The organism is Bradyrhizobium sp. 25ACV, from assembly GCF_054863005.1.
This window is the reverse complement of record NZ_JAVAYO010000024.1, coordinates 58,345-76,662: the sequence shown is the minus strand read 5'-3', so window position 1 is coordinate 76,662 and position 18,318 is coordinate 58,345. Positions and strand designations below refer to the sequence as shown.

At 65.3% G+C, this 18,318-nt stretch carries 17 protein-coding genes; 11 read left to right on the top strand and 6 right to left on the bottom strand.

The genetic code is table 11. The features are described 5' to 3' along the window. The first annotated feature begins 312 nt into the window (after window positions 1-312). Window positions 313-519: a cold-shock protein gene (locus RAD04_RS36180; RefSeq protein ID WP_007591938.1), complete on the top strand. Its 207-nt coding sequence runs from the start codon at window positions 313-315 to the stop codon at window positions 517-519. A 92-nt stretch (window positions 520-611) separates the two neighbouring features. Here the strand turns inward: RAD04_RS36180 and purN are convergent, their stop codons facing one another. Continuing rightward, a complete protein-coding gene (gene purN / locus RAD04_RS36175; protein WP_461627625.1) occupies window positions 612-1,265 on the bottom strand; it encodes a phosphoribosylglycinamide formyltransferase in 654 nt (217 codons plus the stop codon). A gap of 14 nt (window positions 1,266-1,279) precedes the next feature. Beyond that, complete coding sequence (gene purM, locus RAD04_RS36170; protein WP_461627592.1) at window positions 1,280-2,353, bottom strand: phosphoribosylformylglycinamidine cyclo-ligase; 1,074 nt, start codon at window positions 2,351-2,353, stop codon at window positions 1,280-1,282. A 157-nt stretch (window positions 2,354-2,510) separates the two neighbouring features. Here purM and RAD04_RS36165 point away from each other — a divergent pair, with 157 nt between their 5' ends. From RAD04_RS36165 to ppx, 4 genes are all read left to right on the top strand, one after another. Further along, a complete protein-coding gene (locus tag RAD04_RS36165) occupies window positions 2,511-3,053 on the top strand; it encodes a CDP-alcohol phosphatidyltransferase family protein (protein ID WP_025035876.1) in 543 nt (180 codons plus the stop codon). 92 nt (window positions 3,054-3,145) lie between these two features. After that, the gene (locus RAD04_RS36160; RefSeq protein ID WP_461627591.1) at window positions 3,146-3,823 is read left to right on the top strand and encodes a P-loop NTPase family protein; all 678 of its coding nucleotides are present in this window, start codon (window positions 3,146-3,148) and stop codon (window positions 3,821-3,823) included. 157 nt (window positions 3,824-3,980) lie between these two features. Next, window positions 3,981-6,173 (top strand): RNA degradosome polyphosphate kinase, encoded by a 2,193-nt coding sequence (locus RAD04_RS36155; protein WP_461627624.1) that lies wholly within the window; start codon window positions 3,981-3,983, stop codon window positions 6,171-6,173. A 15-nt stretch (window positions 6,174-6,188) separates the two neighbouring features. Then, window positions 6,189-7,691, top strand: coding sequence for an exopolyphosphatase (gene ppx, locus RAD04_RS36150; RefSeq protein ID WP_461627590.1), 1,503 nt, complete (start codon window positions 6,189-6,191; stop codon window positions 7,689-7,691). Window positions 7,692-7,797: 106 nt separating this feature from the next. On the opposite strand, the gene RAD04_RS36145 is transcribed toward ppx, so the two are convergent. After that, the gene (locus RAD04_RS36145) at window positions 7,798-8,271 is read right to left on the bottom strand and encodes a hypothetical protein (RefSeq protein ID WP_461627589.1); all 474 of its coding nucleotides are present in this window, start codon (window positions 8,269-8,271) and stop codon (window positions 7,798-7,800) included. 221 nt (window positions 8,272-8,492) lie between these two features. Between RAD04_RS36145 and RAD04_RS36140 the strand changes: the two genes are divergently transcribed. Genes RAD04_RS36140 through RAD04_RS36130 form a run of 3 tightly spaced genes read left to right on the top strand, consistent with a single transcriptional unit; the run spans window position 8,493 to window position 13,009 of the window. Beyond that, on the top strand, window positions 8,493-9,626 hold the full coding sequence (locus tag RAD04_RS36140; protein WP_461627588.1) for an efflux RND transporter periplasmic adaptor subunit: 1,134 nt from the start codon (window positions 8,493-8,495) through the stop codon (window positions 9,624-9,626). Then, a complete protein-coding gene (locus RAD04_RS36135) occupies window positions 9,627-12,701 on the top strand; it encodes an efflux RND transporter permease subunit (RefSeq protein ID WP_461627587.1) in 3,075 nt (1,024 codons plus the stop codon). It begins immediately after the preceding gene. After that, on the top strand, window positions 12,698-13,009 hold the full coding sequence (locus tag RAD04_RS36130) for a DUF3240 family protein (RefSeq protein ID WP_461627586.1): 312 nt from the start codon (window positions 12,698-12,700) through the stop codon (window positions 13,007-13,009). Before RAD04_RS36135 ends, RAD04_RS36130 begins: the two co-directional genes overlap by 4 nt. A 6-nt stretch (window positions 13,010-13,015) precedes the next feature. Here RAD04_RS36130 and RAD04_RS36125 read toward each other — a convergent pair whose 3' ends face one another. Both RAD04_RS36125 and ndk read right to left on the bottom strand, forming a co-directional pair. Next, window positions 13,016-13,876, bottom strand: a complete 861-nt coding sequence (locus RAD04_RS36125) for a TerC family protein (protein WP_091955017.1) — start codon at window positions 13,874-13,876, stop codon at window positions 13,016-13,018. A 44-nt stretch (window positions 13,877-13,920) separates the two neighbouring features. Continuing rightward, window positions 13,921-14,343 carry a nucleoside-diphosphate kinase gene (gene ndk / locus RAD04_RS36120; RefSeq protein ID WP_018317541.1) on the bottom strand — a complete coding sequence of 141 codons (423 nt, stop codon included), beginning with the start codon at window positions 14,341-14,343 and terminating at the stop codon, window positions 13,921-13,923. 314 nt (window positions 14,344-14,657) lie between these two features. On the opposite strand from ndk, the gene RAD04_RS36115 reads away from it, so the two are divergent. From RAD04_RS36115 to RAD04_RS36105, 3 genes are all read left to right on the top strand, one after another. Continuing rightward, window positions 14,658-14,927 carry a sulfur globule protein precursor gene (locus RAD04_RS36115; RefSeq protein ID WP_461627585.1) on the top strand — a complete coding sequence of 90 codons (270 nt, stop codon included), beginning with the start codon at window positions 14,658-14,660 and terminating at the stop codon, window positions 14,925-14,927. Window positions 14,928-15,148: 221 nt separating this feature from the next. Next, window positions 15,149-15,322, top strand: a complete 174-nt coding sequence (locus RAD04_RS36110; protein ID WP_162832233.1) for a hypothetical protein — start codon at window positions 15,149-15,151, stop codon at window positions 15,320-15,322. 52 nt (window positions 15,323-15,374) lie between these two features. Continuing rightward, entirely contained in the window at window positions 15,375-17,237 is a 1,863-nt protein-coding gene (locus RAD04_RS36105) for an ABC-F family ATP-binding cassette domain-containing protein (protein ID WP_461627584.1), read from the top strand. Between the two features lie 93 nt (window positions 17,238-17,330). On the opposite strand, the gene RAD04_RS36100 is transcribed toward RAD04_RS36105, so the two are convergent. Continuing rightward, window positions 17,331-18,299, bottom strand: coding sequence for a tripartite tricarboxylate transporter substrate-binding protein (locus tag RAD04_RS36100; RefSeq protein WP_018317545.1), 969 nt, complete (start codon window positions 18,297-18,299; stop codon window positions 17,331-17,333). Window positions 18,300-18,318: the final 19 nt, after the last annotated feature.

Below are 18,318 nucleotides of genomic sequence, written 5' to 3'. Positions count from 1 at the left end.
TTTGTGCTGAACTGCCACGGAGCGTCAATCGGTTGCAGTGCTGAGACAGGGGCTATTGCCCTCGATTGTGGTTCCGTGGCCACAGGTCGGAAATTGCAGAACGGCACAATCCGCCTGCCCTTGAAATTTACGCGCGGCTTGCTAACGGGCGATTTTCATGTTGCAATGTTGGACACAATCGGAATTGGCCGCTCTGCTGTGCGTTTCGCGACATTGAGATTCAAGACTCGAACAGACTCCCGGAAGCCCGTTTGTGGCGTGGCACGCGAAAAGCGGCCGCGTCTTTTTTATATCTAGTGGAGGAGACTGAGGATGCCGCAAAAGGGCACCGTCAAATGGTTCAACCCGACCAAGGGCTATGGGTTCATCAAGCCGAACGGCAGCGACAAGGACGTGTTCGTCCACATCTCCGCCGTCGAGCGTGCCGGACTTTCGACCCTCAACGAGAACCAGGTGGTTGAATACGACCTCGTGGAGAACCGCGGCAAAGCATCCGCGGAGAACCTCAAGGTCTCCTGAATTCTCTCAAAGCCAAAGCGCGAGAGATCATGACGTTGCCCCCGGCTCTGCCGGGGGATTTTGTTTTGGGACGCCCATCGCAGGAATGCGCGTCAGCTCACCACCGGCGCCACCAGGAAATTCTCCGACGCCGCACTCCCAGCCGTCTTGCAGACATCACCCTCGATCCGGACCTTGCCGGTGGCGAGCAGCCGCAGCGCTTCGGGATAGATGCGGTGCTCGACTTCGAGGATACGCTCCGACAGCGTATCCCCCGTGTCGTGATCGCCGACGGGAACCGCGCCCTGCATCACGATCGGGCCAGCATCGGTCTCGGGGATCACGAAGTGCACCGTCGCGCCTGACAGCTTGACGCCGGCGCGCAAGGCCTGGCCGTGCGGATCGAGGCCGGGGAAGGACGGCAGCAGCGAGGGATGGATGTTGAGCATCCGCCCGTACCAGGCCCTGGTGAACTCGGCCGTGAACAGGCGCATGAAGCCGCCGAGACAAATCAGCTCGATGCCGTGCTGGTCGAGCGCCGCCTGCAGCACCTTCTCGAAGCCGGCGCGGTCCTTGCCGAATGGCTTGCTCTCGATCACCTGCGTCTTCACGCCGGCCGCCTTGGCCCGTTCGAGGCCGAGCGCATCGGCCTTGTTCGAAATGACGAGTGATATCTCGGCCGGGAAATCCGCAGCAGTGGCGGCCCTGATCAGCGCGGACATGTTGGAGCCGCGGCCGGAGATCAGGATGGCGACGCGGCGCTTCATCACAGCGCCAGTCATCACAGCGCCATGTCGAGATGGCCGTTGTAGACGACGCGGTGCTCGCCCTCGGCCGGAATCACGGTGCCGAGCTGCGCCACGGTCTCGCCGGCGTCGGTGAAGACCTGCACGACCTCGTCGACCTTGTCGGGCTCGACGATCGCGATCATGCCGATGCCGCAGTTGAAGGTTCGCAGCATTTCCAGCTCGGCGATGCCGGCCTGCGCGGCCAGCCATTTGAACACCGGCAGCACCGGCAGACGCGCGAGGTCGATACCCACACCCAGATCCTTCGGCAGCACGCGCGGAATGTTGTCGGTGAAGCCGCCGCCGGTGATGTGGGCAAGGCCCTTCACCGCGCCGGTCTCGCGGATCGCGCGCAGGCAGGATTTGACGTAAAGTTTCGTCGGCGTCAGCAGCGCGCCGCCAAGGGTCATGACCGGGGCGAACGGCGCCGGCGCCTCGAAGCCGAGGCCCGATTGTTCCACGATCTTGCGCACCAGCGAGAAGCCGTTCGAATGCACCCCCGACGAGGCGAGGCCGATCACGGCGTCGCCCGCGGCGATATCCTTGCGCGGCAGCAGCGTGCCCCGCTCCGCAGCACCGACGGCAAAGCCGCCGAGATCGTAATCGCCATCCTTGTACAGGCCGGGCATCTCGGCGGTCTCGCCGCCGATCAGGGCGCAGCCGGATTCGCGGCAGCCCTCCGCGACGCCTGCGACGATCGAGGCCGTCGCCTCCGGATCGAGCTTGCCGCACGCGAAATAGTCCAGGAAGAACAGCGGCTCGGCGCCCTGCACCACGAGGTCGTTGACGCTCATGGCGACGAGGTCGATGCCGATCCCGCCATGCAGGCCGGTCTCGATCGCGATCTTGACCTTGGTGCCGACGCCGTCGGTCGCGGCCACGAGGACCGGGTCCTTGAAACCCGCCGCCTTGAGGTCGAACAGGCCGCCGAAACCGCCGATCTCGGCGTCGGCGCCCGGCCGTGCGGTGGCGCGCACCATCGGCTTGATCAGGTCGACCAGGCGGTTGCCCGCATCGATATCGACGCCTGAATCGGCGTAAGTGAGGCCGTTTTTGCGGTCGGTCATGCCCGATTTCCAGTGGGTTCGCGGCTGGTTACGTCGAATTCCGGGGACGCGCAATGGCTCGCATGGCGCACCGCCGTATACTATGTAGAGATATCAACCGGTTCAGCCTCCCGAGAGGCCGGATTCGAGGTCAGACCGGGTGCCGGGAAGCGCTTTCGTGAGTATTCCGAATATCATTACCCTGGGCCGCATCATGCTGGTCCCCATCATCGTCTGGGCCATCGTGTCGAGCCAAATGGAGGTCGCGTTCGCCGTCTTCCTGATCGCCGGTATCAGCGATGCCGTGGACGGCTTCCTGGCCAAGCGCTTCAACATGACGAGCGAGCTCGGCGCCCTGCTCGACCCGCTCGCGGACAAGGCGCTGCTGGTTTCGATCTACATGGCGCTCGGCATCTGGGGCGCAATTCCGCGCTGGATCGTGATCCTGGTGGTCTCGCGCGACATCATGATCGTCGCCGCCGTGATCGTGTCCTGGCTGTTCGACCGGCCCGTCGAGATGAAGCCGTCGAAAGTGTCCAAGCTCAACACCGTGGCACAGGTGGCGTTCGCGGCGCTCGTGCTGGCAGCGCTTGCCTTCGGCTTCAAGCCCGCCCCTTATGATATCATCCTGATGGGCCTCGTCACGGTCTTCACGCTCTCCTCCGTCTCGCTCTATCTGGTCGAGTGGCTGCGGCACATGAGTACGATCGAGGCTAAATGAGAGGCGATGCGGCCCCGTAAAAGGCCAACTCCCGCTCGATACGTCCGACCTCTTCAAATGAAGCCGGCCCGCCGGCACGGAGCAAAGCAAGCGTGCCAGGCCGCGTTCACCCCCGACAATTGGCGTTTTCGCTTCCGCATGCGGAAAGCCTCAGCCGGGACAATTTCCTCGAAGGCCCCGCCAACGCGGCCGGTCTCGGCCTGATCGACAGCTGGCCGGAATGGCCGAACCGGATCATGTGGCTGGCCGGCCCGGAAGGAAGCGGCAAGAGCCATCTCGCCGCGATCTGGGCCGAGGAAGCCGGGGCCCGCTCGACCACGGCCAATGGGCTGACCGCCGCGGGCGTTCCGGGCGCGCTCGCCACCGGCGCGCTGGTGGTCGAGGATCTCAAGGCCAGGGAATTTGACGAACGCGCCCTCTTCCACCTGATGAACCTCGCCCGCGAGGATGGCGCCTACGTCCTGTTCACCGGACGCGAGGTGCCGGCCGCGCTGGAGATCGAGCTTCGCGACCTGCGCTCGCGTCTGCGCGCCGTTCCAGTGGTCGCGTTGCTGCCGCCCGACGACCAGCTGTTCCGCGGCCTGATCGTCAAATTCTGCGCCGACCGCCAGCTCACCGTGGACGAGAGCGTGGTCGGCTACCTCGCCACCCGCCTGGAGCGGTCCTCGGCCGCCGCCCGCCAGGCCGTGGAATTGCTTGACAGCGAAGCCCTGCGGCTCGGCCGCCCGGTCACCCGGGCCTTGGCGGCCGAGCTGCTCCGGGACGCTTGATCGGCCACGCGGCCGCGCCCAAGGCTTACGCGAGTCCGCTTGACGCGGCGAAGCGGCGGAACATCAATGTCATCGAAACGTCATCGCTCTAACACATGCTCCGGCCGGTTTTGCGCATAAGTCGCAAATTGGGGCGAACTGGATGGACCGACTTCTGATGGACTCTGCGCAAGCTGTTGAAACTAAAGAAAAAGCCCCAGAGACCGAGAGCCTGCCGGCGATCGCATCGAGTCCCGAGCGATTCATCAACCGCGAGCTCTCCTGGCTGCATTTCAACCGCCGCGTCCTGGAGGAATCGGTCAATCCCAGCCATCCCATGCTGGAGCGGGTGCGATTCCTGTCGATTTCGGCGAATAATCTCGACGAGTTCTTTATGGTCCGCGTCGCCGGCATCAAGGCCCAGGTGCGCGAGGGCATTGCCGAACGCAGCCCCGACGGCCTGACCCCGTCCGAACAGCTCGCGCTGATCAACCGCACCGTCTCCGAGCTTGCCTCCGACCAGCAGGCGATCTGGCGCGATTTGCGCGGCACGCTGGCCGATGTCGGCATCGTGCTGGTCGAAGGCAAGGACGTCACCAAGGCGGAGCGGACCTGGATCGAGGACTACTTCCTCAGCAACGTGTTCCCGCTGCTGACGCCGCTGGCGATCGACCCGGCCCACCCCTTCCCGTTCATCCCGAGCCTCGGCTTCACCATTGCGCTCCAGCTCACGCGCGCCGCCGACGGCAAGCAGATGAACGCGCTGATCCGCATGCCCGGCAAGATCGACCGCTTCATCCGCCTGCCGGCCGACGGCAAGGTAGTCCGGCTGATCTCGCTGGAGCAGGCGACCGCCCTGTTCATCAACCGCCTGTTCCCCGGCTACAATCTGCACGGCCAAGGCGCCTTCCGCATCATCCGCGACTCCGAGCTCGAAATCGAGGAAGAGGCGGAAGACCTCGTCCGCCTGTTCGAGACCGCGCTGAAGCGCCGCCGCCGCGGGTCGGTGATCCGGCTCGAGATCGATGCCAAGATGCCGGAGGAGCTGCGCAGCTTCGTTCAGCACGCGCTGTCGGCTGCCGATGACGAGGTGTTCCTGGTCGACGGCGTGCAGGCGATGAACGAGCTCTCGCAGCTCACCCGCCTCGACCGGCCCGATCTCGAATTCACCCCTTACGTACCGCGCCATCCCGAGCGCGTGCGCGAGCATGGCGGCGACATCTTCGCCGCGATCCGGCAGAAGGACCTCGTGGTCCATCACCCATACGAATCCTTCGACGTGGTGGTGCAGTTCCTGCAGCAGGCCACGCGCGACCCCGATGTCGTCGCGATCAAGCAGACGCTCTACCGCACCTCCAACAACTCGCCGATCGTCCGCGCGCTGGCGGAAGCCGCCGAGGCCGGCAAATCCGTCACCGCGTTGATCGAGCTGAAGGCGCGGTTCGACGAGGAAGCCAACATCCGCTGGGCGCGCGATCTCGAACGCGCCGGCGTGCAGGTCGTCTACGGCTTCCTCGAACTGAAGACGCACGCAAAACTCTCGATGGTGGTGCGCCGCGAGGGCGGCAGCCTCACGACTTACGTGCATACCGGCACCGGCAATTATCACCCGGTCACCGCGCGCATCTACACCGACCTCTCCTACTTCACCTCGGATCCGACCATCGGCCGCGATGCCGCTCGCGTTTTCAATTTCATCACCGGCTATGCCGCACCGAGCGATCTGGAGAAGATGGCGGTGTCGCCGCTGACCCTGCGCAAGCGCATCATCGAGCACATCCAGGGCGAGACCGCGCATGCGCGCCACGGCCGCCACGGTGCGGTCTGGATGAAGATGAATGCACTGGTCGACCCCGACATCATCGACGCGCTCTACGAGGCCTCCCAGGCCGGCGTGCAGGTCGAGCTCGTGGTGCGCGGTATCTGTTGCCTGCGCCCCGGCATTCCCGGCCTGTCCGAGAACATCCGCGTCAAGTCGATCATCGGACGCTTCCTGGAACACGGCCGAATTTACTGCTTCGGCATGGGCCAGGGCCTGCCGAGCGCCAAAGCGGCTGTGTATATCTCCTCAGCCGACATGATGCCACGCAACCTCGACCGCCGCGTCGAGGTGCTGTGTCCGCTGCAAAATCCGACGGTGCATCAGCAGGTTCTCGAACAGATCATGGTCGCGAATCTCAAGGACAATGAGCAGAGCTGGCAATTGTTGCCGGACGGGTCCTCAACGCGTATGAAGACCGCGAAGGGCGAAGAGCCTTTCAACGTCCACAACTACTTCATGACAAATCCGAGTCTGTCTGGCCGTGGAAAGTCGCTCAAGGAATCCTCGCCGCGTCGTCTCACGCGCCGGAACGAACGCCATCAATCCTGATCCGGGATGTTCGACGTGAAGCGGCCGCGCAAGCGCGGCTCGAGCGTCGCAGTCATCGATATCGGTTCCAACTCGGTCCGTCTCGTCGTCTACGAGGGACTGACGCGGAGCCTCATTCCGATCTTCAACGAGAAGACGCTGTGCGGCCTCGGACGCGAGGTGCAGAGCACAGGCCTGCTCGCGCCCGACGCCGTCGACAAGGCGCTGACCTCGCTAAGGCGCTTTCGCGCATTGTGCCGCGTGATGCAGGTCGGGCGCGTGTTCGCGATCGCGACCGCGGCCTGCCGCGACGCCTCCAACGGCCCCGACTTCATCGCGAAGGCCGAGCGCATCTGCGCCGTGAAGATCGAGATCCTGTCGGGCCCGCGCGAGGCGCGGCTGTCGGCGCTCGGCGTGATCTCCGGCATCCATCATCCCGACGGTATCGTCGGCGACCTCGGCGGCGGCTCGCTGGAATTGATCGACGTGCGCAGGAACAGCGTGCGCAGCGGCGTGACGCTGCCGCTGGGTGGGCTCGCGCTGCAGGACCTCGCGCATAAATCGCTCAAGCGCGCCGACCGCATCGTGCGCGAGGAGCTCGACGAGGTGCCGCAGCTCACCGCGGGCCGCGGCCGCACCTTCTACGCCGTCGGCGGCACCTGGCGCGCACTCGCGCGCATTCACATCATCCAGAGCGGCTATCCGCTCCAGGTGATGCACGGTTATTCGATTTCGGCCGCCGAGGCGCTCGACTTCTCGCGTCGTTTGCGTCGTCTTGCGGCAGCGGACATGCTCGCCGACATCGAGAGCGTCGCCGATGCCCGCCGCCCTCTCCTCACCTATGCGGCGCTGGTGCTCGAGCACATCATCCGGGTGGCGAAGCCGAAGACGATCGTGTTCTCGACCTTCGGCGTGCGCGAGGGCCTGCTGCACGAGAAGCTGTCGGAGCCGGAACGCAACAAGGACGGCCTGATCTGCGCCGCGGAAGAGCTTAACCAGCTGCTGTCGCGCTCGGCGAAGCACGCCCACGAGCTGATCGCCTGGACCGACCGCCTCGCGCGCGTGGCAAAGCTGCGCGAGACCGAGGAGGACCGCCGCTTGCGCCACACCGCGTGCCTCCTGTCCGATATCGGCTGGCGCGTGCATCCCGATCACCGCGGCGAGCAGACGCTGAGCCTCGTCGTCAACGGCAATTTCGGCGCGATCACCCATACCGAGCGCGCCTTCGTCGGCCTCTCGGTGTTCTATCGCTATGCGGGCTTGAGCGAGGAAAACCAGCCGCCGGTCACCATGCAGGAGCTACTGACGCCGGCGCAGCTCGAACGCGCGCGCCTCTTGGGCGCTGCGTTCCGCGTCGCGCACCTGATCTCGGCAGCACGTCCGGGCGTGCTGCCGGCCACGCATTTCCGCAGCCAGGGCCGCAAGCTGATGCTGGTGTTCGAGCACCGCCTCGGCGACCTCGTCGCCGACCGCGTCGGCAGCCGCTTCCGCGCACTCGCCCGCCTGGTCAGCCGCGCCGGCTCGATCGTGCGGCGCTAGAGCATGATCCGGAAAAGTGTGCAGCGGTTTTCCGAAAAGACCATGCTGTAACACTAAACTGAAGCGCAACGACACAAGTGCAAGCGACAGGCATCTACACCGACATCTACTTCGCGACGAATCGGCTGCCATTCCAGCGCAGCGTCCGGCTGGTTCCGTTGCGGTCGAGGAGCTCGACGAAGGCCCGGTTGTTGACGGATGATAGTCGGATGTCATAGGTGCGCACCGTGAGCACGCGGCGGTATCGGCCGGCCGTCGCGACATACACTTCGTGAAGACATCCCGCGGAATTGCAAAGAACGGCTCTGCTGCGGCATTGAAAATCGTCGAAGCGAAGGGCCACGAACTCGGCGCCTGGCACGGTCAGATAGAGCGCAAAATGTTGGGCGGCCGCTATCGAGCTCCCGCACGCAGCGTTCCATTTCTGCACGTCTGCGCGGATTTCGTCCGGGAGCATGTCAATGCGCGCGGGGCTCCAAGGATCCTGCGCCGTTCCACTGTGGGAAAGCGCGGGCTGCACGAGAGCAAGCGCCGCAATGACACTGCTCAGCAGTGTGCACAAGAGTCTGCTCAATTTCACGACTTTGCTCCTGCGTAGTTCAGAACAGCATTGGCTGTTGCGCCCCGCGATAAGCAAACCACCCGGAGCCCACCTCGGCCCACAGCCGGATCGATGCCATCTCCGTCGCGCCTCATGCAAAAATATCCTGCGCAAGCCAAGCGCGCTTGATGCACATCAACCCACCACCGTCGCGCCGGCGTTAGCGAGGTACAAATGCTGCGCTCCGGACGACTTCCGCCATGCAACTGCCCCATGGGATTTTCCGTCTGAGCCCCGCTCGGAGCGCGACTGCCCGTGCTCTCCTAGCGCTTGTATTGAGTCTTTGGCCCTCCGCGCCGAATGCGCAGGACGAGGTGAAGCTCAGCGATGCGCAGGCGCGCAATCTCGGCGTCCGCGTCACCCATCCGGTCGCGAGCCGGACCGATCTGACGCTGCCCTATCCCGTCCAGATCGTCATCCCGACGCAGCAATTGTGGGTCGTCAGCGCGCCGGTGGCCGGCATGGTCGCCAATCTCCTGGTCGGGCGCGGTGACCGCGCCATGGCCGGCCAGCCGCTGGTCACGCTGGAGAGTCCGAGCTTCGTCTCCCAGCAACGCGACTATCTGCACGCGATCGCGCAGGAGCACCTCGCCAGCCAGCAGCTCAATCGCAACGTGGATCTGTTCGAAGGCAAGGCCGTGCCGCAGCGCGTGCTCGAGGCCAGCCAGGCCGAAGCGCGCCAGGCCGCCCTCGTCGTCGCCGAACGGCGTCAGATGCTGCATCTGAGCGGGATGTCCGACGATGCAATCTCCCGGCTGGCCCAGCAAGCGGCGATCAGCGGGACGCTCACGGTCTATGCACCGCAAGCCGCGTCCGTGGTCGAGCTCGCGGTGTCACCAGGGCAGCGGCTCGAACAATCCGCACCGCTGGTCAAGTTGGCGCGGCTCTCGCCGCTATGGGCGGAAATCGCGGTCCCTGCCGCCAATATTCGAGCGATCCGTACCGGCGCGAAAGTCGAGATCGAGGGCTATTCCACCCCGGGCAAGGTCGTGTTGGTCTCAGAGACCATCGATCCTGCCACCCAGACTATTCTGGTTCGCGCGGAAGTCCCCAACGACGGCGAGCTGCATCCCGGCCAGACCACCGCGGCCCGCATCGGATTTCTCTCGACCGTCGAAAGCGCCTGGGAGATCCCTTACAGCGGGCTGGTCCGGCGGGGCGAGCAAACGTCGGTCTTCGTCGCCTTTGACGGCGGCTTCCGGCTGGTGCCGGTCAAGCTGCTTGCGGAAGATCAGGACCATGTGGTCGTAGCGGGCGCCGTCTCGGACCGGGATGATATCGCGATCGGCGGCATCTCGGCGCTTCGCGGCATCCTCTCCGGACTGGGGCAGTAAATGCTCCGGCGCCTGGTTGCGTTCGCACTGTCGCAGCGACTGTTCGTCATGCTCGGCGTGCTGCTGGTGGTCGGCGCCGGCGCTGTCCTCCTGCCCGGCTTGCCGATCGATGCCTTTCCTGACGTTTCGCCGGTTCAGGTCAAGGTCATCATGAAGGCGGCGGGCCTCACTCCCGAAGAGGTCGAGCAGCGCATCACCGTTCCCGTCGAGCTCGAACTGCTCGGATTGCCGAACAAGAAGGTGCTTCGTTCGACCACGAAATACGCGCTGGCAGACATCACCGTCGATTTCGAGGACGGCACCGACATCTACTGGGCGCGCAACCAGGTCTCGGAGCGGCTGTCGAACATCTCGCGCGATTTCCCCGACGGGGTGAGCGGCGGTCTGGCGCCGATCACGAGCCCTCTCGGCGAGATGTTCATGTTCACGATCGACAGTTTCGAGCTGTCGCTCGCGGAACGCCGCACCCTGCTCGATTGGGTGATCCGCCCGGCCTTGCGGACCGTCCCCGGCGTTGCGGACGTCAATGCGCTCGGCGGCTATGTCCGCGCCTTCGAGATCGTGCCGCGCAACGATGCGCTGGCCGCGCGCGGCATCACCTACGATGTGTTTCGCCGGGCCATCGAAGCCAACAGCCGCAACGACGGCGCCGGGCGGGTGAACCAAGGCGAGGACAGCGCCCTGGTCCGGATCGAAGGCAGCATCCGCTCGATCGAGGACATCAAGGCCATCGTCGTCGACACCCGCGAGGGCGTGCCGATCCTGGTCAACGACGTCGCGAGCGTCAAAGTCGGGACGCTGACCCGCTATGGCGCCGTCACGGCGGACGGCCGCGGCGAAACCGTCGAGGGACTGGTCCTCGGCTTGCGCGGCGCCAACGCGGGTCAGCTGATTCGTGACGTGCGTGCCCGGCTCGCGGAACTGCAACCCTCGCTGCCGAAGAGCGTGTCGATCAACGTGTTCTATGACCGCAGCCGCCTGGTCAACCGCGCCGTCGGCACCGTGGTGCGGGCCCTCGGCGAGGCCACCGCCCTCGTCATCGTCCTTCTGCTGCTCTTCCTCGGCAACTGGCGGGCCTCGCTGGTGATCGCGCTCAGCCTGCCGCTGGCCATCGTCATCGCCTTGATCGTCATGCGCGTGGTGGGAATGTCGGCCAACCTGATGAGCCTCGGCGGACTTGCGATCGCGATCGGCATGCTGATCGACGCGCTGGTGGTCGTGGTTGAGAACATCGTCGGCAACCTCGGCAAGCACGAGCCGGGCAAGGCCACTCCGCTGATCCACCTGATCTACCGTTCGGTCTGCGAAGTCCTGGAACCGGTCGCCTCGGGTGTGCTCATCATCATCATCGTGTTCGTCCCGCTGCTGACGCTGCAGGGGTTGGAGGGCAAGCTGTTCATCCCGGTCGCGCTGGCCATCATCTTCGCGCTGGCCGGCTCGCTCCTGCTGGCGCTCACCGTGATCCCGGTCGCAACCTCCTTCGTGCTCAAGTCGGCGTCACATCGCGATCCCCTGCTGGTGCGTGCGGCCCAACGGATCTACGCGCCGGCACTGGACTGGGCCCTCAACAACGAGCGCAAGGTGATGGCTGCGGCGCTGATCGGCCTCGTCGCGGCGGGCTTCGCCTATACCAAGCTCGGCAAGACCTTCATGCCGACGATGGATGAAGGCGACGTCATCGTCAGCGTGGAGACGCTTCCGTCTGTCAACCTCGATGAATCGCTGGCGATGAATGCAAGGCTGCAGACCGCGCTTCTGGCCGTGCCTGATATTGCCGGCATCGTCGCCCGAACCGGGTCGGACGAGCTCGGCCTCGACCCCATGGGCCCCAACCAGACCGACACGTTCCTCGTGCTCAAGCCGGCCGCCGAGCGCGCGACCGACAATCGCGAGGCCCTGCTGCAGAAGCTTCGCGAGGTCCTCACCGGCTTCCCCGGCATCTCGCTCAGCTTCACCCAGCCAATCGACATGCGCGTGCAGGAGATGATCAGCGGCGTGCGCGGTGACGTCGCCGTCAAGATCTTCGGCCCCGACATCGCCAAGCTGAACGAAACCGCGGCAAAGCTGTCGGCGATCCTGTCCAGCATCGACGGTGCCGAGGACGTCTACACCACGCTGAACGAAGGCGCTCAATACTACACGGTTGCGGTCAACCGCATGGAAGCCGGCCGCCTCGGCCTGACCGTGGATTCCATCGTCAACTCGCTGCGGACGCCGATCGAGGGCCGGACCATCGGGACCGCGCTCGAGGACGGACGCCGCACGCCGATCCTCATCCGGGGCAGCGAGACAACGCGGGAAGCGCCGACGCTGCTGGCGAGCCTGCCGCTCACGCTCGCCTCCGGACAGCACGTCGCGCTGTCGCAGGTCGCCCGCATCCAGCGCGTGGACGGCCCGGTGAAGATCGACCGCGAGGACGGCGCCCGCATGAGCGTGGTGCGCGCCAACGTCCGCGGTCGCGACATGGTCGGCTTCGTCGAAGCGGCCCGCCAGAAGGTCGCGACCGAGCTCCCGCTGCCGAACGGTTACCGGCTGACCTGGGGCGGGCAGTTCGAGAACCAGCAACGTGCCGCCGCCCGCCTATCCGTCGTGGTCCCCGTCGCGATCGGCCTGATCTTCGTGCTGCTCTTCACAACATTCGGTGCCATCCGGCAGGCCCTGTTGGTGCTCGTCAACATCCCGTTCGCCCTGATCGGGGGCGTCTTCGCGCTGATCGTGACGGGCAAGTATCTATCGGTGCCGGCCTCGGTCGGTTTCATCGCGCTGCTCGGCATTGCCGTGCTCAACGGCGTCGTGCTGGTCTCCTACTTCAATCAGCTCCGCGCCCACGGCCTTGCCGAGGATCGCATCGTCGTCGAAGGCGCCATGCGCAGGCTTCGCCCCGTGCTGATGACCGCGAGCATCACGGCGCTGGGCTTGATCCCGCTGCTGTTCGCCTCCGGCCCGGGTTCCGAAGTACAGCGACCGCTCGCAATCGTCGTGATCGGAGGACTGCTGTCCTCCACCCTGCTCACCCTGATTCTCCTGCCGATCCTGTATCGCCGCTATGGCGGATCGTCGAAGGTGGCTAAATGATCGAGCAGCCGGTCTGTCTGACGCTGATTGTGCCGCATCTCCTCCGCGAGGAGGTGTTCGACTATCTCACTGAGCAGACCGACCTGGTTTCGGGATTCACGGCATCGCACGGAGCCGGTCACGGCACTGAGATCCGTTTGCATACGGCCGCCGAACGCGTGAAAGGCCACGCCGATCAGGCCGTCGTGCAGGTGGTGCTCGCAGGGACAGATGCCGGCCGCTTGCTCGACCGTCTGCGGGCTTCGTTCGCCGGAACCAAGCTGGTCTACTGGACGATACCCGTGACGGAACTCGGCACGATCGACTGAGCGGGCCTACTCCGCCGACGCCCTGGCGTGCCGCTCGGACGATTCCAGTGCGGCGGCGGTCAGCTTGCGGCGGCGCCAGATGGTGCCGACCACCAGCACGACGACGACGCCGAGCGCTGCGCAGAAATATTCGCCGCCCGCCCCGCCATGGCCGAATTGCGGCGGGATGCGCAAGGCGCCGAGCATGCTGTCGAGAGAGGCACCGAACGGGCCGTCGAACAGCGTGTGCAGCTTGGGCGCGACGCCGGGATCGGTCGCCATCACCTCGCCCGCGATCCAGCCGAGCAGCGCAGCACCGGCCCAGACCAGCACCGGCAGCTTTTCGAGCAGCGCCATGATCAGCGCCGCACCGGCGACGATCAGCGGCACGCTGATGGCAAGGCCGAGGATCAGGAGCGGCACGCTGCCATTGGCGGCGGCGGCGACCGCAATGACGTTGTCGAGCGACATGACGATGTCGGCGACCACGACGATCTGGATGGCCTGCCACAGATGCGAGGCCGCGTCGACGTCGTCGTCCTCGTCATGCTCCGGCACCAAGAGCTTGGCCGCGATCACGATCAGCGCGAGTCCGCCGATCAGCTTGAGGTACGGCAGCTCCATCAGGGTTGCGACGATGCCGGTGAAGATGATCCGCAGCAGCACCGCGGCGCCGGCACCGAAGATCATGCCCCACAGGCGGTGTCGCGGCGAGAGGCCGCGGCAGGCGAGCGCGATCACCAGCGCGTTGTCACCGGACAAAAGGATGTTGATCCAGATGATCTTGCCGACCGCAATCCAGAAGGTCGGTTCGGCCATCTCGTTGCGAAACTGGGTGAAGAATGCCCCGATCGTCGCGGGATCGAAGATCTGCCAGAGCCAGCTCACAATACGTCCTTTCGCCCCGTCGATTTAACTTATCAGCCGATGGATCAGCCGACGATCTCGTTGCCCGAGAAGAACTGCGCGATCTCGATCGCGGCGGTCTCCGGCGCATCCGAGCCGTGCGCGGAATTCTCGCCGATCGACTTGGCGTAGAGCTTGCGGATGGTGCCGTCGGCGGCCTTCGACGGATCGGTAGCGCCCATCGCGTCGCGGTACTTGGCGATGGCGTTCTCGGCTTCCAGCACCTGGACGACGACCGGGCCCGAGGTCATGAACTCGACGAGCTCGCCGAAGAACGGCCGCGCCTTGTGGACGGCATAGAAGGTCTCGGCCTGTTCCTTGGTCATGCGGATGCGCTTCTGCGCGACGATGCGCAGGCCCGCCTTTTCGATCACGGCGTTGACGGCGCCGGTCAGGTTACGCGCGGTCGCGTCGGGCTTGATGATCGAGAAAGTGCGTTCGATGGCCATAATCTTGTCCTTGGGAAGAAAAGCAGTGGTTGTCGAGTTGCCGGGCTTATATCGGCGCCTTTGCCATCCGGCAAGCGACCGCCGGTATGACGTCACAGGCGCTTCGCCGCAGGACCCGACCCTGCGGTTTCAACCTGGATTACGACAATTTCACCCAGATGAACCCAATCTGAAGCCCCTGTCAGGATTCGGTTCAGCCTCGCCGGCGTAGGGTTGGGCCCATCGAAACTGAAGCCCGATCACTGGGCGGACCGTTTCGGCGGCCTTTCCATCGGACGCGATAGCCCCGCGCCGGCAGTATTGAGGAGATCACCATGTTGAGGAAACTTTCGCTTGCCGCCGTCGCTGCGGTTGCGCTGGGTGCCGCGCTGGCGCCGACCTCGGCTTCCGCCCACTGGCACGGTGGCGGCCCGGGCTGGCACGGCGGCGGTGGCTGGCACGGCGGCGGCTGGCACCGCGGCCATGGCTGGGGCGGTCCGCGCTTCTATGCCCCCGTCTCCTACGGTTATGGCGGCTGCTATGTCCGCCGGCTGGTCCCGACCCCCTGGGGACCGCGCTGGCGGATGATCAACCGCTGCTACTGAGCCCGACAGCACCTTAACTTATAGGCGACCGCGCCCCACACGGTTGCCTTCCAAGAGAAGCCCCGGCGATCCCCCCGCCGGGGCTTCGCATTTTGGGCGGATATAGCGGGATTCATACAATTTTGACGAGAATGCCGGCATTGCCCCAGAAACGGCGAAACCATTTTGGGGGCCAATGACTTGGTACCGTGTCCTTACTTTGAGCACACGGAACCTGCGCAATGGCTGGCCTTTTTGCCAATGACAGCGAACAGATCGATCGGCGGACCAGCCGCTCGATTTGCGATGCGGTGGGCGAACGCCTCCAGCAGAGCCTGCGTCCCGAACCCCAGCTTCCGACCCATCTCGAGCAGCTCATGAAGGAGCTGAGGCAGCGCGACCGCGACTCGCACTGAGCGGCTGCGAAAAACGGGTTGCGTTCGACGCGCCTTGCGGTGACAAGGCCGCATGCTTGCGATCACCGACCTTTCCCTCCGCCTCGCCGGACGCCTTCTGATTGACCAGAGTTCCGTGCAGATCACGCCGGGATCGCGCGTCGGCCTGGTCGGACGCAACGGCACCGGCAAGTCGACGCTGTTCAAGGTGATCCGCGGTGAGCTCGCGGCCGAACACGGCTCGGTGACCCTGCCTCCGCGCTGGAGCGTCGGCAGTCTCGCCCAGGAAGCCCCGAACGGACCCGAAAGCCTGATCTCCGTCGTGCTCAAGGCCGACCTCGAACGCGACGCGCTGCTCACTGAAGCCGAAAGCGCGACCGATCCGCACCGGATCGCCGAGATCCAGACCCGCCTAGTCGACATCGACGCGCATTCGGCGCCGAGCCGAGCGGCTGCGATCCTCTCCGGTCTCGGCTTCTCCGCCGCCGATCAGCTCCGCCCCTGCGCCGAATTCTCCGGCGGCTGGCGCATGCGCGTCGCGCTCGCCGCGACGCTGTTCGCAGCCCCCGACCTGTTGCTGCTCGACGAGCCCACCAACTATCTCGACCTCGAGGGAACGTTGTGGCTGGAGGATCACCTCGCGCACTATCCGCGCACGGTGATCGTGATCAGCCACGACCGCGATCTCCTCGAAAGCTCGGTCGACCAGATCCTGCATCTGGAGCGCGGCAAGCTCACGCTCTACAAGGGCACCTATTCCTCGTTCGAGGAGCAGCGCGCCGCGCGCGAGCTGCTCGATGCCAAGCAAGTCAAGCGCCAGGAGGCCGAGCGCGCCCGCCTGCAGGCCTTCGTCGACCGCTTCAAGGCCAAGGCCTCGAAAGCCCGCCAGGCACAGTCTCGCGTGAAGATGCTGGAGCGGCTGAAGCCGATCACGGCGCTGGTCACCGAGGACGTGCGCGAGATCAGCTTTCCGGCGCCGGAGAAGATCCTGTCCCCGCCGATCATCGCGGTCGACAACGCTTCCGTCGGCTACGATCCGGCGGCGCCCGTGCTCGGCCGCGTCACGCTGCGCATCGACAATGACGACCGCATCGCGCTGCTGGGTGCCAACGGCAACGGCAAGTCGACGCTGGTCAAACTGCTCGCCGGAAGGCTCGCGCCGTTCTCCGGCAAGGTGACGCGTGCGGACAAGCTGTCGATCGCCTATTTCGCGCAGCATCAGCTCGACGAGCTGAATGAGGACGCCTCCGCCTATGACCACGTCCGCAAGCTGATGGGCGATGCGCCGGAGGCCAAGGTGCGCGGCCGCGCCGGCGCGATCGGTTTTTCGGGCAAGGCGGCCGACACCAAAGTCGGAAAACTCTCCGGCGGCGAGAAGGCGCGGCTGCTGCTGGGCCTTGCGACCTTCTTCGGCCCCAACATGATCATCCTGGACGAGCCGACCAACCATCTCGACATCGACAGCCGCGCCGCGCTGGCCGAAGCCATCAACGAATTCCCCGGCGCAGTGATCATGGTTTCGCACGATCGCTATCTGATCGAGGCCTGCGCCGACCGGCTCTGGATCGTCGCCGACCGGACCGTCACCAATTACGACGGCGACCTCGACGAATATCGCCGCCTGGTGCTGTCCGCGCGCAACGGCGAGCCTGCCCCGCGCGAACGCAGTGCGCCAAGCGAAAAGCCGCAGCTGGCTAGGTCCGACAATCGCGGCTCGCTGAAGAAGCGCATCACCGAGGCCGAAGCCGAGATCGCCCGCGTCAGCGACATCATCACCAAGATCGACACGGCCCTTGCTTTGCCCGACATCTTTACGCGCGATCCCAAGCAGGCCGCACAGCTGTCAAAGGCGCGCGCCAATGCCGCCGATGCGCTGGCGCGCGCGGAGGAGCAGTGGCTCGAGGCAAGCGCGCAGTTCGACGAGGCTGCGGGCTGAATCCAAATCTGGAAACAACCCCATGCATAGTAGCGGTAATTGATCGCCCTGCATTAAGCAGCTGACCAAGCTACTCTTCATGGGAGTATCCGCTCAGTCCGCGAACTGCCCGGCCGCCTTGATGATCGGAGCCCAGCGGTCGACTTCGCTCGTCAGCATCGCGCCCAGCGCCTCGGGCGTCGCCTTGTCCTGCGGCACGGGCTCGGTGTTGATGTCGTTGAACCGGGCGATCAGCGCCGGATCCTTGAGCGCCGTCTGCAGCGCGGCCGTCAGCTTCTGCACGACCGCGGGCGGAGTGCCCTTGGGAGCATAGAGGCCATGCCAGACGCCGAGCTCGAATCCCTTGAGGCCCGCCTCATCGGCCGTCGGCAGATCGGGCAGACTCTTCAGCCGCTCCTTGGTGGTGATCGCATAGGCCTTGACCTGCTTGGCCGTGATCGGCCCGGTGGTGTTGGTCGCCTGATCGCAGGTGAGATCGATCTGCTTGCCGAGCAGATCGTTCATGATCGGACCGTTGCCCTTGTAAGGCACGGTGGTGAGCTGCTTCTGGATCGCCGTCATGAACAGCATGCCGCACAGATGCGATGCCGCACCTAACCCGGCATTGGCGTAGGTCAGCTTGTCGCCCTGCTGCTGGGCGTAGGCGACCAGCTCCTTGAGCGTGTTGGCCGGAAAATCCGGACGCGCAATGATGGTCATCGGTGCATTGGTCACGAGGCCGATCGGCGCAAACGCCGTCTTCGTGTCATAGCTGAGATTGCGATACAGCGTCGCGGCGGTCGAGATGCCGACGTGATGGATCAGCAGCGTGTAGCCGTCGGGCTGGGCGCGCGCAGCGCGGGTCGTGCCGATGGTGCCGCCGGCGCCGGTCGCGTTCTCGACGACGATTTGCTGTCCCAGCGACTTCCCCATGCCTGCGGCCGTCAGGCGCGCGATGGTGTCGGTCGGCCCGCCCGCCGCGAACGGCACAAGCATGGTGATGGGCCTCGTCGGATAGTCCTGGGCAACGGCCGCGCCGAGCGGCAGAAGCAGAGCCGATACGAGGGCAATCGAGAACCGCATAGTCTCCTCCAGATTTTTA

Bases quoted from the DNA above. Each gene is read 5' to 3' on its own strand.
- purM (WP_461627592.1), bottom strand. From the start codon at position 2,353: ATGACCGACCGCAAAAACGGCCTCACTTACGCCGATTCAGGCGTCGAT.
- RAD04_RS36115 (WP_461627585.1), top strand. From the start codon at position 14,658: ATGTTGAGGAAACTTTCGCTTGCCGCCGTCGCTGCGGTTGCGCTGGGT.
- purN (WP_461627625.1), bottom strand. From the start codon at position 1,265: ATGAAGCGCCGCGTCGCCATCCTGATCTCCGGCCGCGGCTCCAACATG.
- RAD04_RS36110 (WP_162832233.1), top strand. From the start codon at position 15,149: ATGGCTGGCCTTTTTGCCAATGACAGCGAACAGATCGATCGGCGGACC.
- RAD04_RS36105 (WP_461627584.1), top strand. From the start codon at position 15,375: ATGCTTGCGATCACCGACCTTTCCCTCCGCCTCGCCGGACGCCTTCTG.
- RAD04_RS36135 (WP_461627587.1), top strand. From the start codon at position 9,627: ATGCTCCGGCGCCTGGTTGCGTTCGCACTGTCGCAGCGACTGTTCGTC.
- ndk (WP_018317541.1), bottom strand. From the start codon at position 14,343: ATGGCCATCGAACGCACTTTCTCGATCATCAAGCCCGACGCGACCGCG.
- RAD04_RS36140 (WP_461627588.1), top strand. From the start codon at position 8,493: ATGCAACTGCCCCATGGGATTTTCCGTCTGAGCCCCGCTCGGAGCGCG.
- RAD04_RS36130 (WP_461627586.1), top strand. From the start codon at position 12,698: ATGATCGAGCAGCCGGTCTGTCTGACGCTGATTGTGCCGCATCTCCTC.
- RAD04_RS36100 (WP_018317545.1), bottom strand. From the start codon at position 18,299: ATGCGGTTCTCGATTGCCCTCGTATCGGCTCTGCTTCTGCCGCTCGGC.
- RAD04_RS36180 (WP_007591938.1), top strand. From the start codon at position 313: ATGCCGCAAAAGGGCACCGTCAAATGGTTCAACCCGACCAAGGGCTAT.
- RAD04_RS36155 (WP_461627624.1), top strand. From the start codon at position 3,981: ATGGACTCTGCGCAAGCTGTTGAAACTAAAGAAAAAGCCCCAGAGACC.